Genomic DNA, 20107 nt, shown 5'->3' with positions numbered 1-20107 from the left:
GCTGCCAATCCAGCATGATGGAACCCATCCAATCGAAAGCGGCCCAGGGCCGTGTCGCCGATGCGCCGAACGGCCATTGGGTCTACCGCGTGCTGCCACGCTCGATATGGCCCTACGCCCAGCTTGCCCGGTGGGACAGGCCGATCGGCTGGCAGTTGCTGCTGTGGCCGTGCTGGTGGTCGGCGGCGCTTGCGGCGAGCGCCTATCCGCGTCCCGGCGACCCGCTGCTGTCGCTGCTGCCGGCGCCATGGTATCTCGTGCTGTTCCTGGTCGGTGCCATCGCCATGCGCGGCGCCGGCTGCACCTACAACGACCTCGTTGACGAGGACATCGACAACAAGGTCGAGCGCACGCGGTCGCGGCCGCTGCCTTCGGGCAAGGCCACGCGCCGGCGGGCATGGCTGTTTCTTGTCCTGCAGGCCCTGGTCGGCCTGGCGGTGCTGCTGCAATTCAACAGCTTCGCCATTCTGCTCGGCATCTGTTCGCTGGCCGTCGTCGCCATCTATCCGTTCATGAAGCGGATAACCAACTGGCCACAACTGGTTCTCGGTCTTGCCTTTTCCTGGGGCGCGCTGATGGGATGGGCGGTCGAGTTCGGCGATCTCGATGGGCCTGCCATCATGCTCTATATCGGCTCGATCCTGTGGGTGATCGGCTACGACACGATCTATGCGCACCAGGACAAGGAGGACGACGCCATCGTCGGCGTGCGCTCGACAGCGCGCCTGTTCGGCGAAAACACCAAGTCGTGGCTGGCAGGGCTCTATGGCGGCGCGCTGATCTGCTTCGCCATCGCCTTCGCGTCTGCGCAGGCCCCGGTGCCGGCTTTGGCCGGGCTGATCGCCGCCGGCGCCCATATGGCCCGGCAGATCACGGTTCTGGATATCGACAATCCGGACCAATGCCTGCGGCTGTTCAGGTCGAACAACCAGGTCGGCTGGCTGATCTTCCTCGGCCTGATCGGCGGCGCGCTGTGGGTGGCGCTGAAGCCGCTGGTCTAGCGGCCGCCTCCCTCGCCCCGGCCCTTCGCAAGCTCAGGGCGTTGGAAGCTCGAAAAGCCAGGCAATTGGCTTTTCGTCCGCTGTCGCGGACCGCTTCTCACTCCCGCGAAATCATCTCCTGGCCGTCGATGACCAGCCTGAGACCGAGATCGCCGGCCCTGCGGCGAGCGAGGAAGCGCGGGCGACGCGTGGTCGAAACGCGACCCTTGCGGCGATCCTGCGGCGGCAGCGTCTTGATGGCCGCGCCGAGCGATTCCTCCAGCGTGCGGGCGACACCGTCCGATTCGATCAAGAGCATCGGCAGACGGTAGGCGTCCGCCCAGGCGCGCCAGTCGGCGGCGACATCCTCGAGATCGTCGGCAACCAGCAGCGGCACCGACAGCATCGGATCATTGTGCAGAAGTTCCAAAGTCACCGTGACATTGCCGTCCGGATCCTCCATCGCGCGGGCGGCAACGCCGCGGAACGCATTGGCGGGCAGAGCGATGATCGCCGGCACGCCGCTCATCTCCAGTATGCGGCGGATCACGGCGCCACGCTGGTCGATGGTGAAGGTCACGTCGCCGTAGTCGTCGCGCGTGGCGTAGCTCACCACCTGCGGCAGGCGGAATGGGTCGAGACGCATGTTGCGTCCCGCCCAGACTGGCTTCAGTCCGGTGTTCATAGAGTGCCTTCCTGTCTGTCTCCTGAGAGCCGGTGTCCGGTTCTCTCCGGGCCGGTTTTTCCAGCCTCGTTTGTGAGGAAACAGTAGCGCGGGCTCCTTACCGTCGCGCTTAAGAAAGTCGGTTAAATTTTGCTGATCTAAGGGATGGTTATCGGAATGCCACCAGGCACAAGATGTTGAAAGGATCAGATAACCTTACCGGGATTCATGATCCCCGCCGGGTCGAAGGCCGTCTTCACCCTGCGCATCAGGTCGATCGCCATCGGCGGCGCGGTGGCGATCAGTTCGTCCCGCTTCAACTGGCCGATGCCATGCTCGGCCGAGATCGAACCGTGCAGGCTGCGCACCACGTCATGCACGGCGTGGTTCATCGCATGATAGAGTCCGAGAAACGATTCGTCGTCGCCATCCACCGGCCGTGAGATGTTATAGTGGAGATTGCCGTCGCCCATATGGCCGAAGCAGACCACGCGGGCGTTCGCGCTCACCGATGCCACGGCACCGGCGGCCTGTTCGATAAAACGCGGGATCATGGCCACCGGCACGGAAATGTCGTGCTTGATCGAGGCGCCCTCGGGTTTCTGCGCTTCGGGCAGCACCTCGCGGAAATTCCAGAAGGCATCGCCCTGCCCGAGGCTTGCAGCGATGACCGCGTCACCGACGAATCCCTGTTCAAGACCGGCTGAAAGCACGTCCTCGATCAACGCTCTCGAATCTTCCGATGAACGGCCGGACGAAATCTGCATCAGCACATACCAAGGCCAATCCTCGACCAGCGGCCGCGTCACGCCCTGGGCATGCGCCAGGGTAAAATCGTATGGCCGTTTGCCGATCAATTCGAAAGCGGTGAGTGCGTATCCGGCACGGTCCATAGCCAGGCTGAACAGGGAAAGCGCCGCCTCGGGCGATGACAGGCCGACGAAAGCCACTTCACGTCCCTTCGGCTTCGGGAACAGCTTGAGCACGGCGGCTGTGATGACACCGAGCGTGCCCTCGGCGCCGACGAACAGGTCTTTGAGGTCGTAGCCGGTGTTGTCCTTCTTCAGCTTGCGCAGGTCGTCGAACACCTCGCCGGTCGGCAGCACCACTTCGACGCCAAGGCAGAGTTCGCGCGCATTGCCATAGGCAAGCACGCCGGTGCCGCCGGCATTGGACGAGAGATTGCCGCCGATCTGGCAGGAGCCTTGCGCGGCCAGCGACAGCGGAAACAGCCGGTCGGCGGCGTCGGCCACCTCCTGCAGCGTCTGCAGGATGACGCCGGCCTCGACCGTCACCGTGTTCGACAGCACATCGATCTCGCGGATGCGGTTCAGCCGCGACAGCGACAAGACGATCTCTCGGCCCGATTTGTCCGGTACCTGGGCGCCGACAAGCCCGGTGTTGCCACTCTGCGGCACGACCGGCGTTCCCGTCTCGGTCGCCAGCCGCATGATCTGGCTGACCTCCTCAACGCTGCCCGGCCGCAGCACCAGCGATGTCGCGCCATGCCAGAGGCCGCGCCGCTCAGTGAGGTAAGGCGCGATATCCCGCTCGTCGCGCAGTGCATATTTGTCGCCGACGATCGCCGCGAAGCGATCGATGAGAACGGGGTCGAGAGTCGCTGAAATCTCGGTCATCTCGGAAAACTATGTTGTGGGCTGTGTGTTGTCACGTGGGGCGGCCGCGCGCGACAGCCGATCGTTGATCGCCTCGCCAAGACCATCAAAGGGGATCGGCTCGACGGCGATGGTCCGCGCACCGCTGCGGTCAAGATCCTGCATGTAGGCGAAAAGATTGCTCGCCGCTTCGCGCAGGTCGCCTGATACGGACAGGTTGAGGAACGCGGCGGCGTGTCGCCAGCCTTCGGCTCGCTGGCTGCCGAAGGCGAGCAGGGCTTCGTCTTCGCCGACCGTGCTCGCGTTGAGCCGCACGGCGGCACCCGGCGCGTAGTGCGAGGCAAGCATGCCGGGCGCCTCGACGCCGACGGCACCGCCACGCAACAGCTTCATGCCGATGACCGCCTCGATCTCCCCGGCGGCAATGCCACCGGGCCTGAGCAACCGCAATGCCGCGCCATCTACCTTGACGATGGTCGATTCCAGCCCGACCGGCGTCGCGCCGCCATCGACCACCAGCTTGATCCGCGCGCCGAGATCGGTTGCCACCGCCTGCGCCGTGGTGGCGCTGATCTTGCCGGAAGAATTCGCGCTGGGCGCGGCAAGCGGGCGGCCAAGCCTGGCAATCAGCTCGCCGCCAAAGCCCCTCGGCATGCGCAAGGCAATCGTATCGAGCCCGGCCGTGACCAGCGGATGGATGCCGTTGCCGGGCCGCTGCGGCAGCACCAGCGTCAGCGGACCCGGCCAGAATGCCAGCGCCAGTTTCTTCGACAACGGATCAAACAACGCGATGCGCTCGGCCATCGCCATGTCGGCGACATGGGCGATCAGCGGATTGAAGCGCGGCCGCCCCTTGGCTTCGAAGATGCGCGCCACAGCGATGCCGTTGGTGGCATCGCCGGCAAGCCCATAGACGGTCTCCGTCGGGATGGCGACGACATCGCCACCCCTGAGCAGCGCCAGCGCCTGCTCCATCGCCTCGCCGACGGCAAGTATTTCAGCCACTCTCGTCACCTCACAGATGCCGGCTGCGTAGTACGATGGCGGCTGTCGGGCAAGCCGGCAGTTGGGCAAGTCGCCTTCGGGAACAGTCGGGCATTGGCGATTTATCAATCCCTAAAATGCAATGTTTCCACGAAAGCCGATATCAAGTCCGACCCACTACCGTGTGGTTCTGGACAAAGGGGAGCTATCATCGTGTCTGTGCGTATCCTGGGGGCGCTGGGGATCACTCTGGCGGCGGTGACCGGCGGGGCGCAGGCCTCGTCGCTGGTTTTTCCAGGTGTGCCGTCCTCGACACCATCCATCATCAAGCTCGGCGTCGCAAAACCGCTGAAGACCGCCGATGCCACCAAAGCCGGCGATATGCGGTCCGTGGTGGCGCTCGGCGAAGCGCAGCCCGACGTCACCTATGAAAAGGTAGCCGCCATCCCGGACAAGCCCGGGACCAGGCACGGCTTCCAGCAAGGGCCCGTGGTCATCCGTGGCGGCGTCGCCGGTCCTGCCTTCTCGGCGCCGGCACCAAGCGCCGCACCGGCGACCGGTACCGCGCCGGCGGCAGGCACTGTGCCGGCAACGGCCACTGCCTCGGCAGCCCCTTCGGGAGACACCGGAAATAAATCCGCCGCAGCGCCGAGCACGCCCGCGCAGGCAGCGGCCCAGCCCATGCAAGGGATCGGCAAAGCCAAGTAGCCGCCTCACCGCGACTTGACTGCGTTCTGACGGTCGGCGCACCATTGCCGGGCAAACCCCGTCCCGGCTCATCTTCACCGCTGGACGCGGTAGCCTGAATTTCGCCGGGCGGCTGTGGCAGACGGGGTTTCATCGTTCAGGGCAAGAGGGGTTGATCATGAGCAAATCCAGAACTGTCACCGTGGCCGGGCTTCTGCTCGCATCACTGCTTGGCGCCGGCGCGGCTCATGCAGACGACATGCTGGGATCCTATGTCGCGCGCATTTCCGATCGGGATCATCAGGCGAGTGACGGCTATGCGCTCGACAGCGCCGCGCAAATGGTGCGGCAGGACCGCGCCAACTGGCACAAATTCCATCGCCGCGACCGCGACGACGAGGCTGACGCCTGGTTCAGGACCAATGACCAGCGCGCCGATCTGCAACGGATGCTGGAGCGTCCCGGCGCGATGAGCTCCTCGACTAAGCGGGCCATCGTCAATGGCGAGCCGCTGATCCAGGTCGACGTCTACGAAAACAGCGTACGCGTCAGCATCCTGGAAGACTGACAAGTCAGCATCCTGGAAGACTGACAAGTCAGCATCCGGGAGGACTGACAAGTCGCCATCCGGGAGCACCAACAAGAGAGGGCGGCGCCGATGCGCCGCCCTCTCTCGACTGAACTGGATTGAAATCTCAGGCCGCGACGTCCTTGTCCTCGTCTTCCTCGGACTCGTCTGCTTCGGATTCCTCGTCGTCGCCTTCAGCCTTCACGCTGTCGTCGGCGTCGTCTTCTTCATCGTCTTCGTCCTCGTCGTCACCCGAGAGAGTGGCGGCTTCGGCGTCGTCTTTGTCCGACTCTTCGCCGTCTTCGTCGTCCGACAGATCGGCGGCTTCGACGGCAGTGGCATGATCGGTTTCGGAAGCGGTTTCAAGCGCCTCGGCGGGAGCCCGGGTTTCTTCTGTCACTTCGATTTCGTGATCGGAATTCATGGAAGCCTCCGTGGGGTTGGGGAACATGTCCCTTTTGCCACGGAGGGATCATCGCCATATGACTGTAAGCCGGCTCGAATGGCCGGCGGCGAAGAAAATTCTCTTCACCTCAGCCAGCAATCCTGGAAAAATCGGCGACCTGACCGGTTGCCGCGCGGATGCGGGCAAGCAGCGCCAGGCGGTTGGCGCGCACGGACGAGTCCTCGTCATTTACGAGGACATGCTCAAAGAATGAATCAACCGGCTCACGCAACACGCTAAGCGCCAGCAAGGCGCCGGAAAAGTCATCGTTTTGAATCGCTTCGCCGGCTTGCCTCTCGGCCTGATTCACCGCGGCAAACAGCGATTTCTCGGTATCCTGGCGGAACAACGCCGGCTCGACGGTTTCGGCGACCGCCGTCTTCTTCTTCTCTTCGGCGGCCAGGATGTTGGCCGCACGCTTGGTGCCGGCGAGCAGGTTCCTGCCGTCCTCGCTATCGAGGAAGGAGCCGAGCGCCTCGACGCGGCGGACGATCTGAAGCAGATCGTCCGACTGCGGCGTGATGACCGCGTCGATCAGATCATGGCGCGCGCCCTGGTCACGCAGGTAGACCTTGAGACGGTCGTGGAAGAAGGCGAGGAGGTCAGCGACGAATGGCGCCAGCGACGCCTCCAATTCCATCATACGCTGGCCATCAAAGAACTCTCGTTCCTGATCGCCGGAACCAAAGATTTCTGAACTCGCGTTGGCCAGCCCGCCCTTCAACAAGTTGGAGATCAAACCCGCTTCCGACAACAGCTGGCTTGCCCCCTTGTAGTCGCGAACGCGGGAATCGAGCATCGCGACCACGCCACGGCTCTCAGCCCCCTCGCCGAGCCGTTCATATGCGGCGAGCGCTGAGGAGACTGCCGCCGCAATGGCGACGCCCAGGGAAAGCCTGATCCTGTTTTCCAGTATGATCCTCACCATACCCAGCGCTGCTCGACGCAGCGCATAGGGGTCCTTCGACCCGGTCGGCTTTTCGTCGATGGCCCAGAAGCCGACCAGCGTATCGAGCTTGTCGGCGAGCGCGACGGCGATCGAAACCGAATCGCTCGGCACGCGGTCGGAAGGGCCTTGCGGCTTGTAATGTTCTTCAGCGGCGGCGGCCACGGATGGATGCTCGCCCTGGAGGAGCGCGTATTTGCGGCCCATGGCGCCCTGCAGTTCCGGGAACTCGCCGACGACCTCGGTCTGCAGATCGGCCTTGGCGAGAACCGCGGCGCGGCGTGCCAGCGCGGGATCGGCGCCGACGAATGGCGCCAGTTCTTCCGCAAGCCGCTTGATCCGCTCCACCCGCTCGCCCTGTGTGCCCAGCTTGGCATGGAAGGTGACGCCGAGATGGTCGAGGCGGGCCATGCGCTGATCAAGCGGTTTGTTCAGGTCGAGTTCGAACTTTTCCGCCGAAGCCCGCAACTGGTCGAGATCAGGCAAATTGCCTTGGTCGGTGGTCCAGAAATAGAGCGCGTCCGACAGGCGAGAGCGCACCACCTTGCCGTTGCCGTGGGCGATCTCCTTGCCGCCATCCTTCGCTTCGATGTTGGCGGTGAGGATGAAGTGGTTGGAAAGCGTATCGTCGACGCCCGGCGGCCGTGTCACAAAGCACTTCTGGTTGGCGCGGATGGTCAGCCGGATCACCTCGGCCGGAATGCCCAGGAAAGCCTCCTCGAACGCGCCCATCAGCACGACCGGCCATTCGACCAGCCCGGAGACTTCCTCCAGCAGCCCGTCGTCCTCGACCAGGTCGAGCCCGTTGGCGAAAGCGAGATTGCGGGCGTCGGCAAGGATGATCTCCTTGCGCCGGTCGGCGTCGAGCACGACCTTCGCCACCTCCAGCTTGGAAACATAGTCATCGAAGCGGCGCACGGTGATGGCATCAGGCGCATGAAAGCGATGACCGTAGGTGATATTGCCGGAGCGGATGCCGTCGATCTCGAAATCGACCACCACAGGCTCCTCGGTCTCCGGACCGAAGGTGCACAGGATGGATTGCAGCGGCCGCACCCAGCGCAGTGAGCCTGGTTTCGCCGAAGCCGGCCCCCAGCGCATCGATTTCGGCCAGGGGAAATTGCGGATGATGCCCGGCACCAGTTCGGCGATGATCTCTTCGGTTGCCCTGCCCGGCTTCGAAATGTGGGCGACATAGAAGTCGCCCTTCTTGGGGTCGGAATGGACATGCGCCTCGGCGACCGAAGACAGGCCGGCCTTGCGCAGGAATCCCTGGACCGCCTGCTCGGGCGCGGTCGTCGACGGCCCCTTGATCTCCTCGCGGATGTCCTTCGAGCGTGCAGTCAGCCCCCTGATGTCGAGTGTCAGACGGCGCGGCGTCCAGTATTCGCGCGCCGCCTCATAGGTCAGCCCCGCTTCGACCAGACCGTCGGTCAGCAGCTTCCTCAGGTCACCCGCCGCCTTGCGCTGCATGCGGGCAGGAATTTCCTCGGAGCGAAGTTCTAGAAGCAGGTCAGGCATGGGTAGCTCCTGACCCTCCCCTCGATGGGGAGGGTCGGCGCGTTAGCGCCGGGGTGGGGTGGCGGCGTCTCAGCCTCAAGCGCCTTCGGCATCTCGCGGGCCAAGGTGTGATTTTCGTTCTTCCACCGCCGCATAGATCGTATCGAGCACGGAATCCAGTTCGTTTTTGATTTCATGATTCCAGAAGCGGATGACGCGATAGCCTTGGCTCTCAAACCATTTCGTTCGAAACTCGTCATGGTGCTGTTGGCTGTCGAAACCGTGGTGAGCACCATCTACTTCGATGACCAGCTTCAGCCGATGTGAGATGAAGTCGGGGAAGTAAGTACCGACCGACGCTTGTCGGCGGAAATGGGTGCCTTCCACTGGAATGCGCCACAGATGCCGCCACAATATGCGCTCCTCGTCGGTCATTGCCGCACGGAGCCGTTGCGCGGATTGCAGCTTGAACCGATCGAGCTTCGGCATAGGAAGTCGCGCTATCACCCCCACCCGCCGCTTCGCGGCGACCTCCCCCATCAAGGGGGAGGTAAGACGGGCATAGCAACTCGGCTGGCTGCTGTCACCCTTTCCAGAAATTTTGGCCGCCCTGTCGGGGCGCGGCGGTCCCGCTCGTCCTTGGATCAAAGATTTCCATGAACCGAACGCAGCGCTGGAGCGACCCACGCTCAGGCAGGGAACTATTGGCTGAACGATCATGAAAACGGCATCCAGACTTCTTCAGATCCTCGCGCTCAGCGCCTGCTTCACCGCGCAGGTCCACGGCGCCTTCTCGATGCCGGGCGTGCGGCAGGCATTGCGGACCATGGCTGGCCCGAGCGGGCAGATCCTGTCGCCGCTCAACGCTTCGTTAGAGATGGTGAAGCAGAGATGATGAAGCGCGCCTGAAACTCAGGCCGCCAGTCCGCCGGCCTGTGTCTTCAGAAACGCCTCGCCGCAGGCCTTGGCCAGATTGCGCACACGCAAGATATAGCTCTGCCGTTCGGTGACCGATATCACGCCGCGCGCGTCGAGCAGATTGAAGACATGGCTGGCCTTGATGCACTGGTCGTAGGCCGGGAAGACCATCCTGTGCATCGGCAGATTGTCGTTCGACGCCGGCGCACCGGCATCGAGCAGCGCCTTGCATTCGGCCTCGGCATCTTCGAAATGCCTGAGCAGCATCGCCGTGTTGGCGTATTCGAAATTGTGACGCGAGTATTCCTGCTCGGCCTGCAGGAAGACATCGCCATAGGTCACCTTGTCGGCGCCATCGCGGCCGTTGAAGTTGAGGTCGTAGACATTGTCGACGCCCTGCACGTACATGGCCAGTCGCTCCAGCCCGTAGGTGAGTTCGCCGGCCACCGGCGCGCATTCGATGCCGCAGACCTGCTGGAAATAGGTGAACTGCGACACTTCCATGCCGTCGCACCAGCATTCCCAGCCGAGCCCCCAGGCGCCCAGCGTCGGGCTTTCCCAGTCGTCCTCGACGAAGCGGATGTCGTGCAGCAGCGCATCGACACCGATCGCCACCAGCGAGCCGAGATAGAGCTCCTGCAGGTTCGGCGGATTGGGCTTCAGGATGACCTGATACTGGTAGTAATGCTGCAGCCGGTTCGGGTTCTCGCCGTAGCGGCCGTCCTTGGGACGGCGCGAAGGCTGGACGTAGGCAGCGTTCCAGCGCCTGGGTCCAAGCGCCCGCAGCGTCGTTGCCGGATGAAACGTGCCGGCGCCGACCTCCATGTCGTAGGGCTGCAGGATGACGCAGCCATAGGCCGCCCAGTAGTTGTGCAAGGTCAGGATCAGTCCCTGGAACGAGCGGCTGGGATGCATATGGGCGGGGAGTTCAACGGTCACGGTGGCCTCGACAGCAAAGGCAAGCTTGCCGGCACGTCCTAGAGACACGGCGGCGAAGCGTCAAGCAAGGTGCACGGATCGCCACGAGCATGGCGGCGATGTTGAAGGTTTTGCGAGGGGCTGGCCCATTGCCTGTCATCGAGGCCTGCCATCAATTCGATGCTCATGTCGGCAAATTCAGGAATAGCAGGTTCACCCATGCCCAATCCGATCGCCATCCGTCCCGTCACCCGCCAGGACTTCGACCAGTGGCTGCCACTGTGGGATGGATACAACGCATTTTACGGCCGCTCGGGCGAAACGGCCCTGGCAAGTGAGATCACCGCGATGACGTGGTCCCGCTTCTTCGATGCCTATGAGCCGGTCCATGCGCTGGCCGCCGAAAGCGAGGGACAGCTCCTCGGCCTCGTCCACTACCTCTTCCACCGCAGCACCACGGCGATCGCGCCGAATTGCTATCTGCAGGACCTTTTCACCACGCAGGCCTCGCGTGGCAAAGGTATCGGCCGGGCGCTGATAGAGGGCGTCTACGAACGCGCCCAGGCCGCCGGTTCTGGCCGGGTGTACTGGCTGACGCACGAAACAAACCACACGGCGATGAAGCTCTATGACAAGGTCGGCGAGCGCTCCGGCTTCGTCGTCTACCGGAAGATGTTCTGAGGCAATTGAGAGCGCATCGGCGCCTGTCTGAGCGCGTAGACGATACAATCGATCCAAACGAAAACGGGGCTCCGAAGAGCCCCGTTCGCATTCATAGAGCCGGGCTTCAGCCCTTCGGGGCAGGCACCGGCTCGGGCTTGACCTTCGGGGTTTCCTGCGCCGTGTTGGATTCGATCGGCGGCAAGCCCTTCATCAGCTTCTGCTGCAAGGTGGCCAGCACATCGGGATCCGGCTTCAGGTCGCGGGCCTGGTTCCACTGGAAGGTGGCTTCGAGCTTACGGCCGACGCGCCAGTAGGCATCGCCCAAATGGTCGTTCAGAACCGGATCTTCCGGCTTCAGCGACACGGCACGTTCCATTTCGCGCACGGCATCGTCGAATCGGCCCAAGCGGAAATAGGCCCAACCCAGCGAATCGACGATGTAACCGTCGCTTGGCTTGAGGTCGACGGCCTTCTGGATCATCGCCAGGCCTTCCTTGAGGTTCGTGTTCATGTCGACCCAGGAATAGCCGAGATAGTTCAGCACCTGCGGCTGGTCGGGCTGCAACTCCAGCGCCTTGCGGAAATTGGGCTCGGCCTTTGGCCATTCCTTCAGCCGCTCATAGGCGATGCCGCGCTGGTAGAAGATGTTCCAGTTGGCGGCGGTCGGCGTCTTCAGCACCTCGACGGCCTTGTCGTAGAGGTTGGCGGCCGAGCGGAAATCGTCCTTCGAGGAATAGACGCCGCCGAGCGCCAGATAGGCGCGCATGTCATCGGGGTGAGCGCTGACGAACGCCTTCAGATGGGTGATCGCCTCATCGTGACGGTCGAGATCGGCAAGGTTGAGGCCGAGCTGCAGGTCGGAAAGCTCCTTCAGCGGCGAAGTGTCTGGGATCCGCCGATAGAGCGCGATGGCGCCCTCGCCGTCCTTCAACTGCTCGGAGACAGCGGCGAGCTGCACCAGGGCGGCGTCGCTGTCGGGCTTCAAGGCCAGGGCGTATTGCAGATAAAGACGGACGAACGGCTCGCCGCCGCCGCGGTTGAGCGCGGTGGCGAGATCGAGCAGGATTTCGGAAGCGCCGTCGGACGGACCGGCAACCATGGGCGCAATCTTGTCGCCCTTGCTGATCCTGTCGCGCAAGGCGACGATTTCCAGCTTGCCGGGCGAAAACGCCTCGGCCTGGTCGAGCACCGAAATCGCCTTGGCCTTGTCGCCCTTGCGGGCGAGGAACGAGGCATAGGCCTGGGCGTTGCGCATCCAGGTTTCGGGTGCGGCGCCGCCGGCGGTCGTATCCTGCATTGTCGCGGCATAGATTGCTTCGGCCTTCTCGGGCATACCAGAGGCATCGGCGATGAGCGCGCGGTGGAACGACTTGAACAGGCCGAACCAGTCCGGCCCCTGCAGCTTGTCGATCGAAGCCATCGCATCGCTGGCCTGGCCGGCGCCTTGTTCGGCCCAGCCGGACATGACCCCGGAGATCAGCCGGTCGAGATCGGATTCCAGCGACAGCTTGAGCCAGTACTGCGCCTTGGTGAAATCCTTCTTGTGGAAGGAATCGACGGCCAGTGCCAGGCGCGAGAAGCGCTCGACATCGGGAACTTCCTTGAGCTTGTCCGCATAGACCAGGGATTCGTCGAAGCGCCCTTGAGCGATCAGCGAAAGCATCAGGCTCTGCTGCAGGCCGGTGTCGCTCGGGTCGAAGGCCAGTGCCTGCTTGTAGTAGGCTATGGCGCTGTCGAGGTCATTGTCGCCTTCGGCGATCCGCGCGGCCAGATATGCCCCCGAGAAAGACGTGATCTTGACCGGTTCGGTGGTTTGCTTGGCATGGGACGGCAAAGCCGAGATCGCCATGCCTGCCACAATTGCCAGCCCTGTCAGCCAGCGCGCACGTCCTTGCCGCATCGTATCCCTTTCAGCCAGGCGTCATCTCCGCGTCAGCGGGATCGACGTAGACTCGATCTTTCCAAGCAAAGCATGGCCTTTTTGGGGTCACGCTTCAATCCGCCTCAAATTCACAATCGGGTCACCCGATTAACAAACCATGGCGGCAAGGGACAGTTTTCCGCTTGGAATTTCCGCCCTGACGCTGGCGGAACCGACTATATCACAGATTCAATCACTGGGATTGCGTCACCGCGATCAGCGTTTGCCCGGCACGGACCGCTGCACCTGCGTATCGTGATACCCACCGGCCGCGACCGTGCTGCACAGCTCGTTCCATTCGCAGCCGCCGCAGGCCTGGCGCACGAGGCCCGCCGAAAACGCCTGCCGCATCCGCGCCAGGGCCGCCGCATCGAGGTCGAGGCGCGCGCCGACCCGGATTGGCCGCGCCAGCAATTCCTCCACATCCGCCGCCGCGAGCCGGTCCCGCTCCACCGCGCTCTCGCGCAGGCAGTGCGGTTCCGGCTCGTCCAGCAACGGCGCGCAGACGTCGTCCGGGCCGGAAACGACCAGGATGTCCTCGCCACGGCTCAGGCGATCCGCGATCCCGTCGTAATTGGCGGTGAAGGCGGGGCTGTATCCCTTGCCCACATAGGTGAGCAGGCAAAGGAGGTGATGGGCGCGCAGCCTTATCGTCATTTGTTCTTACGGCCTGAGATTGTTCTTACGGCCTGAGATCGCTCGGCTCCCGCTTGTAGCCCGAAAACAGCTTGAGCGTCGCAGCACCGAGCGCCGACTTGAGCAGTCCGCCGACGACGAACGGCAGGAAGCCGAAAGTAATGGCTTTTTCGGCGCCGATCATGACTGCGAGCCATGCCGTACCCAGAACCAGGCAGGCAAGGTTGCCGAGCAGCATGGCGGCGAAGGCAAGCACCACCCTGTTGCCGTTCCAGCCGCGTTCGGCCAGCCAGCCGACAAGCGCGCCGGTGATCGGGAAGGCGAAGAGATAGCCGCCCGTCGGCCCGACGAAATGCGCTACGCCGGCCGCGCCTCCGGCCAGGACCGGAAAGCCCACCGCACCCTCGACCAGCCATGCGGCGATGGTGACCGCACCAAGCCGCCAACCATAGAGCGCGCCAATGAGCGTCACGGCGAAAGTCTGCATGGTCACCGGAACCGGCACCATCGGAACTTCGATGTAGGACGACAACGCCAGGAACAGCGTGCCGAGCACAACGGCTCCGACCTGCCAGCCGAGAGCGCGATCCTGGAGCCTGAGCGGGCTGAAAGAAGGTTTGCGGGAGGTGAATGCGATGTCTGCCATTGGGATTCCTTCGATCGATTGCAAATTATAGATAATTTCTGTTTTCGATCTATTATCGAATCCACAATTCCCAGGAGATAGCAAGCCTTCCCGTCGCAAAGGGCTGTCTAACCCACGATTGCAAAGGCCTCGCGCGTCGCCCCCGAGGCCGTCTTGACCGGCTTGCGGCCAATCCATTGGACATGCCGCCCCAGCGTCACGGCTGCCGATTCGGTGTTTCCCTGCCGCAAGGCGGTCAATATCGCCCGGTGGTCCTGGTCGGTGCGTGTCTCCCATTCCGAGCGCCATGCCGCGAACAGGAAGCGCGCACTCGCGGCGTGCAGATCGTCAATGGTGGCGAGCAGGCGCGGCATGCCGCACGGCGCCAAGATCAACCGGTGAAAAGCGCGGTTGGCGTCTTCCCATGACCGGACATCGCGGGACTTGTCGCCGGCCTTGGTCGCTTCCTCGGCCAGATCGAGAATGGCTGACGTCAGGTGCGGCGCGGCATGGCGCAGCGCCAGCACTTCGAGTGCGGCCCGCATTTCGGCGACCTCCTTGACCTCGCCCAGATTGAAAGCCGCCACGCGCACGCCACGGCGCGGCTCGCTGACGGCCAGCCCTTGCGCTTCGAGGCGCCGGAAGGCCTCGCGCACGGGAACATGGCTGGTGTGGAATTCCTCGGCGACATGGTCCTGCCGAAGCCGAGCTCCTGGCTCTATCGCGCCCGAGATGATCCTATCCGCCAGTACCTTGCTGATGCGGACGGCGATGGTGTCGTCTGTGCCCTTTGCCATTTTTTATAGATAATTTGCGGCAAGGCAGCTTGTCGAGACGGCAGGACCCGGATTCGGCGGATTGCCTTCCTGCGCGGGTGTGTATTCGTCAGCCGCGCCGGAGAGGCGCGGCAGCGCTTGTCAGTTCACCCGGCTGATGCAGAAATCGATGACGTCGATCAGCGCCGATTTCTGCGGCGTTACTTCCAGCGGCGCCAGCGCGTCGCGGGCGATCTCGCCGAAATGGCTGGCGCGCCCGATCGTATCTGCAATCGCGCCGTGGCGGGTCATCAGGCCGATCGCCTTTTCCAGCCCGGCGTCATCGACGACATTGTCCTCGATGGCGCGCTTCCAGAAGGTGCGCTCGGCCTTGGTGCCGCGCCGATAGGCGAGAATGACCGGCAAGGTCACCTTGCCCTCGCGGAAATCGTCGCCGACATTCTTGCCCAGGTCCTTGCTGGTGCCGCCATAGTCCAACGCATCGTCGATCAGCTGGAAGGCAAGACCGAGATTCATGCCGTAGGAGCGCAGTGCCGCGCGGTCGTTGCGGGTCGCCTGGGCAATGACGGGGCCAACCTCGGCGGCAGCGGAAAACAGCGCCGCGGTCTTGGCCTTGATGACCGCGAAATGTTCATCCTCTGTGGTCTCGAGGTTCTTGGCGGCGGCAAGCTGCATCACCTCGCCCTCGGCGATGATCGAGGCGGCGCTCGACAGGATGTCGAGCGCTTCGAGCGAGCCGACATCGACCATCATGCGGAAGGCCTGGCCAAGCAGGAAATCGCCGACCAGGACGCTCGCCTGGTTGCCCCAGATCATGCGGGCGGTTTTCTTGCCACGCCGCATGCCGCTCTCGTCGACGACATCGTCGTGCAGCAAAGTCGCGGTGTGCATGAACTCGACCGAGGTGGCGAGCTTGACGTGGCCTTCGCCGACATAGCCGAACATCTGGGCCGCGGCGAGCGTCAGCATCGGCCGCAGCCGCTTGCCGCCAGACGAGATCAGATGGTTGGCAACCTCCGGAATCATCTCGACATCGGAGCCGGCCTTGGACAGGATCAATTCGTTGACGCGCCCCATATCGGCCGCCGTCAGATCGATCAGATCCTTGATGGAGGCGGGCTCCCGCTTCCCGTTTTCGATGTTGAGAACGACACCCACGACAATCACTCCCGTCTTGGTATAACGCGTGCGACGGCACCCTTAGTCCCGGCATGGACTCTAGGGCGGCAGACACCGCCACGGCAAGTGGCGAATTGGCGCGGCGGCAACGACAGCGTGTCAACCGACGCCGAAGGGGAGCTCTGCTTGCCACGGAATCCCCTGCCCGTTTACATCAATAGCGCAAGCTGCGAGTTTCATACGATGATAGAGCTCATCCGCACCAACGACGCCGTCATCATTTCCTTTGTCGAATCGCTGATGCGCGATGCCGGCATCGGTTGCTTCGTCGCCGACCAGAACATGAGCGTGCTCGACGGCTCGCTCGGCATCCTGCCGCGACGCATCATGGTCGACGCCGACCAGGCAGACGCCGCACGGCGCATCCTGACCGACGCCGGCATCGCCAACGAGATCCGCGGGAAATAGAATAATGTCCGCCGCGCCAGCCGCCCTTGCCCCGGACACGCCGGCCCACACGGTCGACGCTTTCCATCGCGGCCGGTTCTGGCTCGTGCAGCCCAAGCATGGCGGCCATCGCGCCGGCATGGATGCGATGATGCTGGCGGCGTCCGTGCCATCCTCGTTTGGCGGACGTCTCGCCGATTTCGGCGCCGGAGCCGGGGCCGCCGGCCTGGCGGTGCTGTCGCGCTGCCCGGCCGCCGAGGCCGTGCTTGTCGAACGCGCACCGGAAATGGCGGCCTTCGCGGCTGCCACCCTTGCCCACCCCGGCAACGCCCATCTCAGCGATCGCGCGTCCGTGCTCGTCGCCGATGTCACGGTGTCGGGCCTGGCTCGGGCGGCGGCCGGCCTCGCCGACAATGACTTCGACTTCGTCATCATGAACCCGCCTTTCAACGCCGCACGCGACCGGGCCACGCCCGATCGCCTGAGAAAGGAAGCGCATGTCATGGAAGACGGGCTGTTCGAGAGCTGGATCCGAAGTGCCGCGGCGGTGGTCAGGCCGCGCGGCGGGCTTGCCGTCATTGCGCGGCCCGAACAGCTCGGCTCCATTCTCGACGCCCTCGCAGGCCGTTTCGGCGATGCCGAGTTGCTCGCCGTGCATCCCCGCCCCGACGCCGCAGCGATCCGCATCGTCGTGCGGGCAACGCTCGGAGCGCGTGGAAAACTCGCCATCCGCCCGCCCCTGATGCTTCATGCGCAATCGGGCCACGGTCCCGACGAGCGCAGCGAAATGATCACCAACGGTCTCGCCTCGCTGTTCGGAGACTGAGCTATTCTTGGCCCCCACATTGCCGTTGGCTGGGGAATCCCTACATGCCTGCAACCCACCGACTGGAGACCGCGCCATCGTGAAACGTCTTTTCAACCGCCTGCTGCCGAAATCCTGGCGCTCCACCGTCGTCACCATTCCGGTCATCCGGCTGCACGGCACGATCATGACGGGCGGCCAGTTCCGGCAGAACCTGTCGCTGGCCTCCACCGCCGGCCTCATCGAGAAGGCATTTTCCTTCGACGCGCCGGCGGTTGCTGTCTCCATCAACTCGCCGGGAGGTTCGCCGGTGCAGTCGCGGCTGATCTTCAAGCGCATCCGCGACCTGGCGACGGAAAAGAACAAAAAGGTACTGGTCTTCGTCGAGGACGTCGCGGCATCGGGCGGTTACATGATCGCGGCCGCCGGCGACGAGATTTTCGCCGATCCGTCGTCGATCGTCGGCTCGATCGGCGTGGTTTCGGCCTCGTTCGGTTTCCCGGAACTGATGAAGAAGATCGGTGTCGAGCGCCGTGTCCACACCGCCGGCCAGAACAAGGCGGTGCTCGATCCGTTCAAGCCTGAGAAGAAGGAAGACGTCGAGCGCCTGAAGGCGCTGCAGCTCGAGGTGCACGACACGTTCATCGATCTCGTCAAGGAGCGGCGCGGTACGAAGCTGAAAGACGATCCGGACCTGTTCACCGGCCTGTTCTGGACCGGCAAGAAAGGCCTTGAGCTCGGCCTGGTCGATGCGCTCGGCGACATGCGCACCGTGCTGAAAACACGTTTCGGATCGAAAACCCAGCTCAGGCTGATCACGGCGCCGCGCGGTTTCCTCAGCCGCTTCGGCCTGTTTGGCTCGAGCAAGGGCTTCTCGGCGCCCGATATTGCCGCGGCTGCCGCCAGCGGCGTCATCGATGCGGCGGAAGAGCGCGCGCTGTGGGCTCGCTTCGGGCTTTGAAAACCGGGCAAAACCGTCTAGCATGAGTGCCTGAAGTCTTGTGCCTGTCGTTTTCCCAAAAACCGGATCCACTTTTGGGCGACATGCATCAACCGACCCGACCGGCCGCCTTTGCCGGCCCAGCGTGGGAGGAGTTTTGACATGCCGCAGATCATTTTCTTCACCGTCGTTGGTGTCGCCGCCTATTTCGGCTACCGCACCTTCGTGCGGGAAGCCGAACGCGTGACGGCCAAGGTGCGACGCACCGAGAAGCAGGCGGCGAACGGCGCGATGGGAACGCTGGTGAAGGATCCGAAGACCGGCGAATACCGGCTGGCCAAGGACTGAGCATCATCCCGCATACATCAGACGCTGCGGACACCGCCATCGGTGCGCGCACTTGGCCGGCGCATGCCAAGATCAATCTTGCCCTGCATGTCACAGGCAGGCGCCCGGACGGTTATCATCTGATCGAGAGCCTGGCGGTGTTCACGCGTTTTGGCGACCGGGTCGAGATCGCGCTCGCCGACAGCGATGATTTCACCGTGTCTGGCCGCTACGCGCCGACGGTTCCTCTCGACGCCAGCAATCTGGTGCTCAAGGCCCGCGATGCCCTGCGCAGGGCGGCCGGTCCGCAGAGAACCCCACCGGTCGCCCTCAGGCTCGAAAAGAACCTGCCGGTCGCCTCCGGCGTCGGCGGCGGCTCGAGCGACGCGGCAGCGGTGCTGCGCGGGCTGGCGGAGACCTGGGCCCTGGACATCGATGGCGCCGAGCTGGCGCGGATCGGCCTCTCGCTTGGCGCCGACGTGCCGATGTGCCTGGCGGCAAAGCCGCTGGTCGCGCGCGGCATTGGCGACGAACTATCGATGGTGCCGGACTTTTCGGCGCTTGGGCTGGTGCTGGTCAATCCAGGCACACCGGTCTCGACGGCCGAAATATTCAACGCGCTGTCGAAGCGCGACAATGAAGGCCTGCCGCCGCTGCCGCGCATCATCGATTTTCACAGCCTGCGCAACTGGCTGGAGGTCACCCGCAACGATCTCGAGCCGGCAGCCCTTGCCATCCAGCCCGCCATAGGCAGGGCGCTTTCCTGCCTGAACAAGGCCGGATCGGGTTTTTCGCGCATGTCCGGATCGGGCGCGACATGCTTTGGCCTGTTCGAGACCGGCAATGTCGCCAAGCGCGCGGCCGCCGAGATCCGCACCCGCCAGCCCGACTGGTTCGTCGCGGCGACGCGCAGCATTGCATCGGAGGGAGCTGATGGCCAGAATTGACGAGAGCCGTTCCTTCATTCCCGTGCGTATCGCGGTGCTGACCGTGTCGGACACACGCGGCCTTGCCGACGACAAATCCGGCCAGGTGCTGGCCGATCGCATCACTGAAGCCGGCCATATGCTTGCCGCCCGCGATATCGTCACCGATGACCGCGAAAAAATCCGCGACAAGGTGCTCGGCTGGTCGAAAGACAAGACCATCGATGTCGTGATCACCACCGGCGGCACCGGGTTCACCGGGCGCGACGTGACGCCGGAAGCGCTGGAGCCGATCTTCGAAAAACGCATGGATGGCTTTTCGGAAGTGTTCCACCGCATCTCCTACGACAAGATCGGCACCTCGACGATCCAGAGCCGGGCCACCGGCGGCGTCGTCAACGCCACCTTCGTCTTCGTGCTGCCGGGCTCGCCCGGCGCCTGCAAGGACGCCTGGGACGGCATCCTGAAAGCACAACTCGATTACCGGCACATGCCGTGCAACTTCGTCGAGATCATGCCGCGCCTCGACGAGCATCTGCGGCGCGGAAAATCGGCTCCGTAAAAGCCGAGGCAAAGCACCGGTTTCGCGTCGCGTTTGCCAGGCAGAACGGCACCGACGCCTTCGAAACGCCATTCCGCACCCGATCCCGGAAAAGTATCTTGCCCTGAAGGCGATCATCGCCGTTCACGACAAGG

Annotated in this window: 23 protein-coding genes; 11 read left to right on the top strand and 12 right to left on the bottom strand. The window is 63.8% G+C overall.

Features of this window, described 5'->3' with window-relative positions; all coding sequences use genetic code 11:
- Positions 1–17: 17 nt before the first annotated feature.
- Positions 18–1001 carry a 4-hydroxybenzoate octaprenyltransferase gene (gene ubiA / locus NR193_RS02880; RefSeq protein ID WP_256749817.1) on the top strand — a complete coding sequence of 328 codons (984 nt, stop codon included), beginning with the start codon at positions 18–20 and terminating at the stop codon, positions 999–1001.
- Between the two features lie 97 nt (positions 1002–1098).
- On the opposite strand, the gene NR193_RS02875 is transcribed toward ubiA, so the two are convergent.
- The 3 genes from NR193_RS02875 to NR193_RS02865 form a co-directional block, all read right to left on the bottom strand.
- On the bottom strand, positions 1099–1665 hold the full coding sequence (locus NR193_RS02875) for a DUF6101 family protein (protein ID WP_256749382.1): 567 nt from the start codon (positions 1663–1665) through the stop codon (positions 1099–1101).
- Between the two features lie 185 nt (positions 1666–1850).
- Positions 1851–3281: an FAD-binding oxidoreductase gene (locus tag NR193_RS02870; RefSeq protein WP_256749381.1), complete on the bottom strand. Its 1431-nt coding sequence runs from the start codon at positions 3279–3281 to the stop codon at positions 1851–1853.
- Positions 3282–3290: 9 nt separating this feature from the next.
- Positions 3291–4265 (bottom strand): L-threonylcarbamoyladenylate synthase, encoded by a 975-nt coding sequence (locus NR193_RS02865; RefSeq protein WP_256749380.1) that lies wholly within the window; start codon positions 4263–4265, stop codon positions 3291–3293.
- Positions 4266–4457: 192 nt separating this feature from the next.
- Between NR193_RS02865 and NR193_RS02860 the strand changes: the two genes are divergently transcribed.
- Positions 4458–4952: a hypothetical protein gene (locus tag NR193_RS02860; RefSeq protein WP_256749379.1), complete on the top strand. Its 495-nt coding sequence runs from the start codon at positions 4458–4460 to the stop codon at positions 4950–4952.
- 157 nt (positions 4953–5109) lie between these two features.
- A complete protein-coding gene (locus NR193_RS02855) occupies positions 5110–5499 on the top strand; it encodes a hypothetical protein (protein ID WP_256749378.1) in 390 nt (129 codons plus the stop codon).
- Between the two features lie 127 nt (positions 5500–5626).
- Here NR193_RS02855 and NR193_RS02850 read toward each other — a convergent pair whose 3' ends face one another.
- The 3 genes from NR193_RS02850 to NR193_RS02840 form a co-directional block, all read right to left on the bottom strand.
- Entirely contained in the window at positions 5627–5923 is a 297-nt protein-coding gene (locus NR193_RS02850; RefSeq protein ID WP_256749377.1) for an ATPase, read from the bottom strand.
- A gap of 109 nt (positions 5924–6032) precedes the next feature.
- Entirely contained in the window at positions 6033–8411 is a 2379-nt protein-coding gene (gene glyS / locus NR193_RS02845; protein WP_256749376.1) for a glycine--tRNA ligase subunit beta, read from the bottom strand.
- Between the two features lie 75 nt (positions 8412–8486).
- Positions 8487–9110, bottom strand: coding sequence for an endonuclease domain-containing protein (locus NR193_RS02840; protein ID WP_256749375.1), 624 nt, complete (start codon positions 9108–9110; stop codon positions 8487–8489).
- Between NR193_RS02840 and NR193_RS02835 the strand changes: the two genes are divergently transcribed.
- The gene (locus NR193_RS02835; protein WP_256749374.1) at positions 9109–9285 is read left to right on the top strand and encodes a hypothetical protein; all 177 of its coding nucleotides are present in this window, start codon (positions 9109–9111) and stop codon (positions 9283–9285) included. The genes NR193_RS02840 and NR193_RS02835 overlap by 2 nt on opposite strands.
- 17 nt (positions 9286–9302) lie before the next feature.
- Here the strand turns inward: NR193_RS02835 and NR193_RS02830 are convergent, their stop codons facing one another.
- Positions 9303–10223, bottom strand: coding sequence for a glycine--tRNA ligase subunit alpha (locus tag NR193_RS02830; RefSeq protein WP_256749816.1), 921 nt, complete (start codon positions 10221–10223; stop codon positions 9303–9305).
- Between the two features lie 222 nt (positions 10224–10445).
- Here NR193_RS02830 and NR193_RS02825 point away from each other — a divergent pair, with 222 nt between their 5' ends.
- A complete protein-coding gene (locus NR193_RS02825; protein ID WP_256749373.1) occupies positions 10446–10907 on the top strand; it encodes a GNAT family N-acetyltransferase in 462 nt (153 codons plus the stop codon).
- A gap of 106 nt (positions 10908–11013) precedes the next feature.
- Here the strand turns inward: NR193_RS02825 and NR193_RS02820 are convergent, their stop codons facing one another.
- From NR193_RS02820 to NR193_RS02800, 5 genes are all read right to left on the bottom strand, one after another.
- Positions 11014–12789, bottom strand: coding sequence for a tetratricopeptide repeat protein (locus tag NR193_RS02820; RefSeq protein WP_256749372.1), 1776 nt, complete (start codon positions 12787–12789; stop codon positions 11014–11016).
- Between the two features lie 237 nt (positions 12790–13026).
- Positions 13027–13467, bottom strand: coding sequence for a DUF1284 domain-containing protein (locus NR193_RS02815; RefSeq protein ID WP_256749371.1), 441 nt, complete (start codon positions 13465–13467; stop codon positions 13027–13029).
- 25 nt (positions 13468–13492) lie between these two features.
- Entirely contained in the window at positions 13493–14092 is a 600-nt protein-coding gene (locus NR193_RS02810) for a biotin transporter BioY (protein ID WP_256749370.1), read from the bottom strand.
- A 107-nt stretch (positions 14093–14199) separates the two neighbouring features.
- Positions 14200–14868, bottom strand: a complete 669-nt coding sequence (locus NR193_RS02805) for a GntR family transcriptional regulator (protein ID WP_256749369.1) — start codon at positions 14866–14868, stop codon at positions 14200–14202.
- A 120-nt stretch (positions 14869–14988) separates the two neighbouring features.
- Positions 14989–16005, bottom strand: a complete 1017-nt coding sequence (locus NR193_RS02800) for a polyprenyl synthetase family protein (protein ID WP_256749368.1) — start codon at positions 16003–16005, stop codon at positions 14989–14991.
- A gap of 204 nt (positions 16006–16209) precedes the next feature.
- Here NR193_RS02800 and NR193_RS02795 point away from each other — a divergent pair, with 204 nt between their 5' ends.
- The 6 genes from NR193_RS02795 (at position 16210) to moaB (ending at position 19973) form a co-directional block, all read left to right on the top strand.
- Entirely contained in the window at positions 16210–16434 is a 225-nt protein-coding gene (locus NR193_RS02795) for a DUF2007 domain-containing protein (protein WP_091576439.1), read from the top strand.
- 4 nt (positions 16435–16438) lie between these two features.
- Positions 16439–17239, top strand: coding sequence for a tRNA1(Val) (adenine(37)-N6)-methyltransferase (locus NR193_RS02790; RefSeq protein WP_256749367.1), 801 nt, complete (start codon positions 16439–16441; stop codon positions 17237–17239).
- Between the two features lie 79 nt (positions 17240–17318).
- Positions 17319–18179, top strand: coding sequence for a S49 family peptidase (locus tag NR193_RS02785; RefSeq protein ID WP_256749366.1), 861 nt, complete (start codon positions 17319–17321; stop codon positions 18177–18179).
- 141 nt (positions 18180–18320) lie between these two features.
- The gene (locus NR193_RS02780; protein ID WP_013896713.1) at positions 18321–18506 is read left to right on the top strand and encodes a membrane protein; all 186 of its coding nucleotides are present in this window, start codon (positions 18321–18323) and stop codon (positions 18504–18506) included.
- 5 nt (positions 18507–18511) lie between these two features.
- Entirely contained in the window at positions 18512–19432 is a 921-nt protein-coding gene (locus NR193_RS02775) for a 4-(cytidine 5'-diphospho)-2-C-methyl-D-erythritol kinase (protein ID WP_256749815.1), read from the top strand.
- On the top strand, positions 19419–19973 hold the full coding sequence (gene moaB / locus NR193_RS02770) for a molybdenum cofactor biosynthesis protein B (protein ID WP_256749365.1): 555 nt from the start codon (positions 19419–19421) through the stop codon (positions 19971–19973). The genes NR193_RS02775 and moaB overlap by 14 nt, the downstream gene beginning before the upstream one ends.
- Positions 19974–20107 lie beyond the last annotated feature (134 nt).

It is taken from the genome of Mesorhizobium sp. Mes31, assembly GCF_024519675.1.
Taxonomy (GTDB): Bacteria; Pseudomonadota; Alphaproteobacteria; order Rhizobiales; family Rhizobiaceae; genus Mesorhizobium.
This window is presented reverse-complemented; position numbering and strand designations above follow the sequence as displayed.

Excerpts from the sequence above, each read along its gene's own strand:
- ubiA (WP_256749817.1), top strand. The coding sequence starts at position 18 with ATGGAACCCATCCAATCGAAAGCGGCCCAGGGCCGTGTCGCCGATGCG.
- NR193_RS02875 (WP_256749382.1), bottom strand. The coding sequence starts at position 1,665 with ATGAACACCGGACTGAAGCCAGTCTGGGCGGGACGCAACATGCGTCTC.
- NR193_RS02870 (WP_256749381.1), bottom strand. The coding sequence starts at position 3,281 with ATGACCGAGATTTCAGCGACTCTCGACCCCGTTCTCATCGATCGCTTC.
- NR193_RS02855 (WP_256749378.1), top strand. The coding sequence starts at position 5,110 with ATGAGCAAATCCAGAACTGTCACCGTGGCCGGGCTTCTGCTCGCATCA.
- NR193_RS02850 (WP_256749377.1), bottom strand. The coding sequence starts at position 5,923 with ATGAATTCCGATCACGAAATCGAAGTGACAGAAGAAACCCGGGCTCCC.
- glyS (WP_256749376.1), bottom strand. The coding sequence starts at position 8,411 with ATGCCTGACCTGCTTCTAGAACTTCGCTCCGAGGAAATTCCTGCCCGC.
- NR193_RS02835 (WP_256749374.1), top strand. The coding sequence starts at position 9,109 with ATGAAAACGGCATCCAGACTTCTTCAGATCCTCGCGCTCAGCGCCTGC.
- NR193_RS02840 (WP_256749375.1), bottom strand. The coding sequence starts at position 9,110 with ATGATCGTTCAGCCAATAGTTCCCTGCCTGAGCGTGGGTCGCTCCAGC.
- NR193_RS02830 (WP_256749816.1), bottom strand. The coding sequence starts at position 10,223 with ATGCATCCCAGCCGCTCGTTCCAGGGACTGATCCTGACCTTGCACAAC.
- NR193_RS02825 (WP_256749373.1), top strand. The coding sequence starts at position 10,446 with ATGCCCAATCCGATCGCCATCCGTCCCGTCACCCGCCAGGACTTCGAC.
- NR193_RS02820 (WP_256749372.1), bottom strand. The coding sequence starts at position 12,789 with ATGCGGCAAGGACGTGCGCGCTGGCTGACAGGGCTGGCAATTGTGGCA.
- NR193_RS02815 (WP_256749371.1), bottom strand. The coding sequence starts at position 13,467 with ATGACGATAAGGCTGCGCGCCCATCACCTCCTTTGCCTGCTCACCTAT.
- NR193_RS02810 (WP_256749370.1), bottom strand. The coding sequence starts at position 14,092 with ATGGCAGACATCGCATTCACCTCCCGCAAACCTTCTTTCAGCCCGCTC.
- NR193_RS02805 (WP_256749369.1), bottom strand. The coding sequence starts at position 14,868 with ATGGCAAAGGGCACAGACGACACCATCGCCGTCCGCATCAGCAAGGTA.
- NR193_RS02795 (WP_091576439.1), top strand. The coding sequence starts at position 16,210 with ATGATAGAGCTCATCCGCACCAACGACGCCGTCATCATTTCCTTTGTC.
- NR193_RS02790 (WP_256749367.1), top strand. The coding sequence starts at position 16,439 with ATGTCCGCCGCGCCAGCCGCCCTTGCCCCGGACACGCCGGCCCACACG.
- NR193_RS02780 (WP_013896713.1), top strand. The coding sequence starts at position 18,321 with ATGCCGCAGATCATTTTCTTCACCGTCGTTGGTGTCGCCGCCTATTTC.
- moaB (WP_256749365.1), top strand. The coding sequence starts at position 19,419 with ATGGCCAGAATTGACGAGAGCCGTTCCTTCATTCCCGTGCGTATCGCG.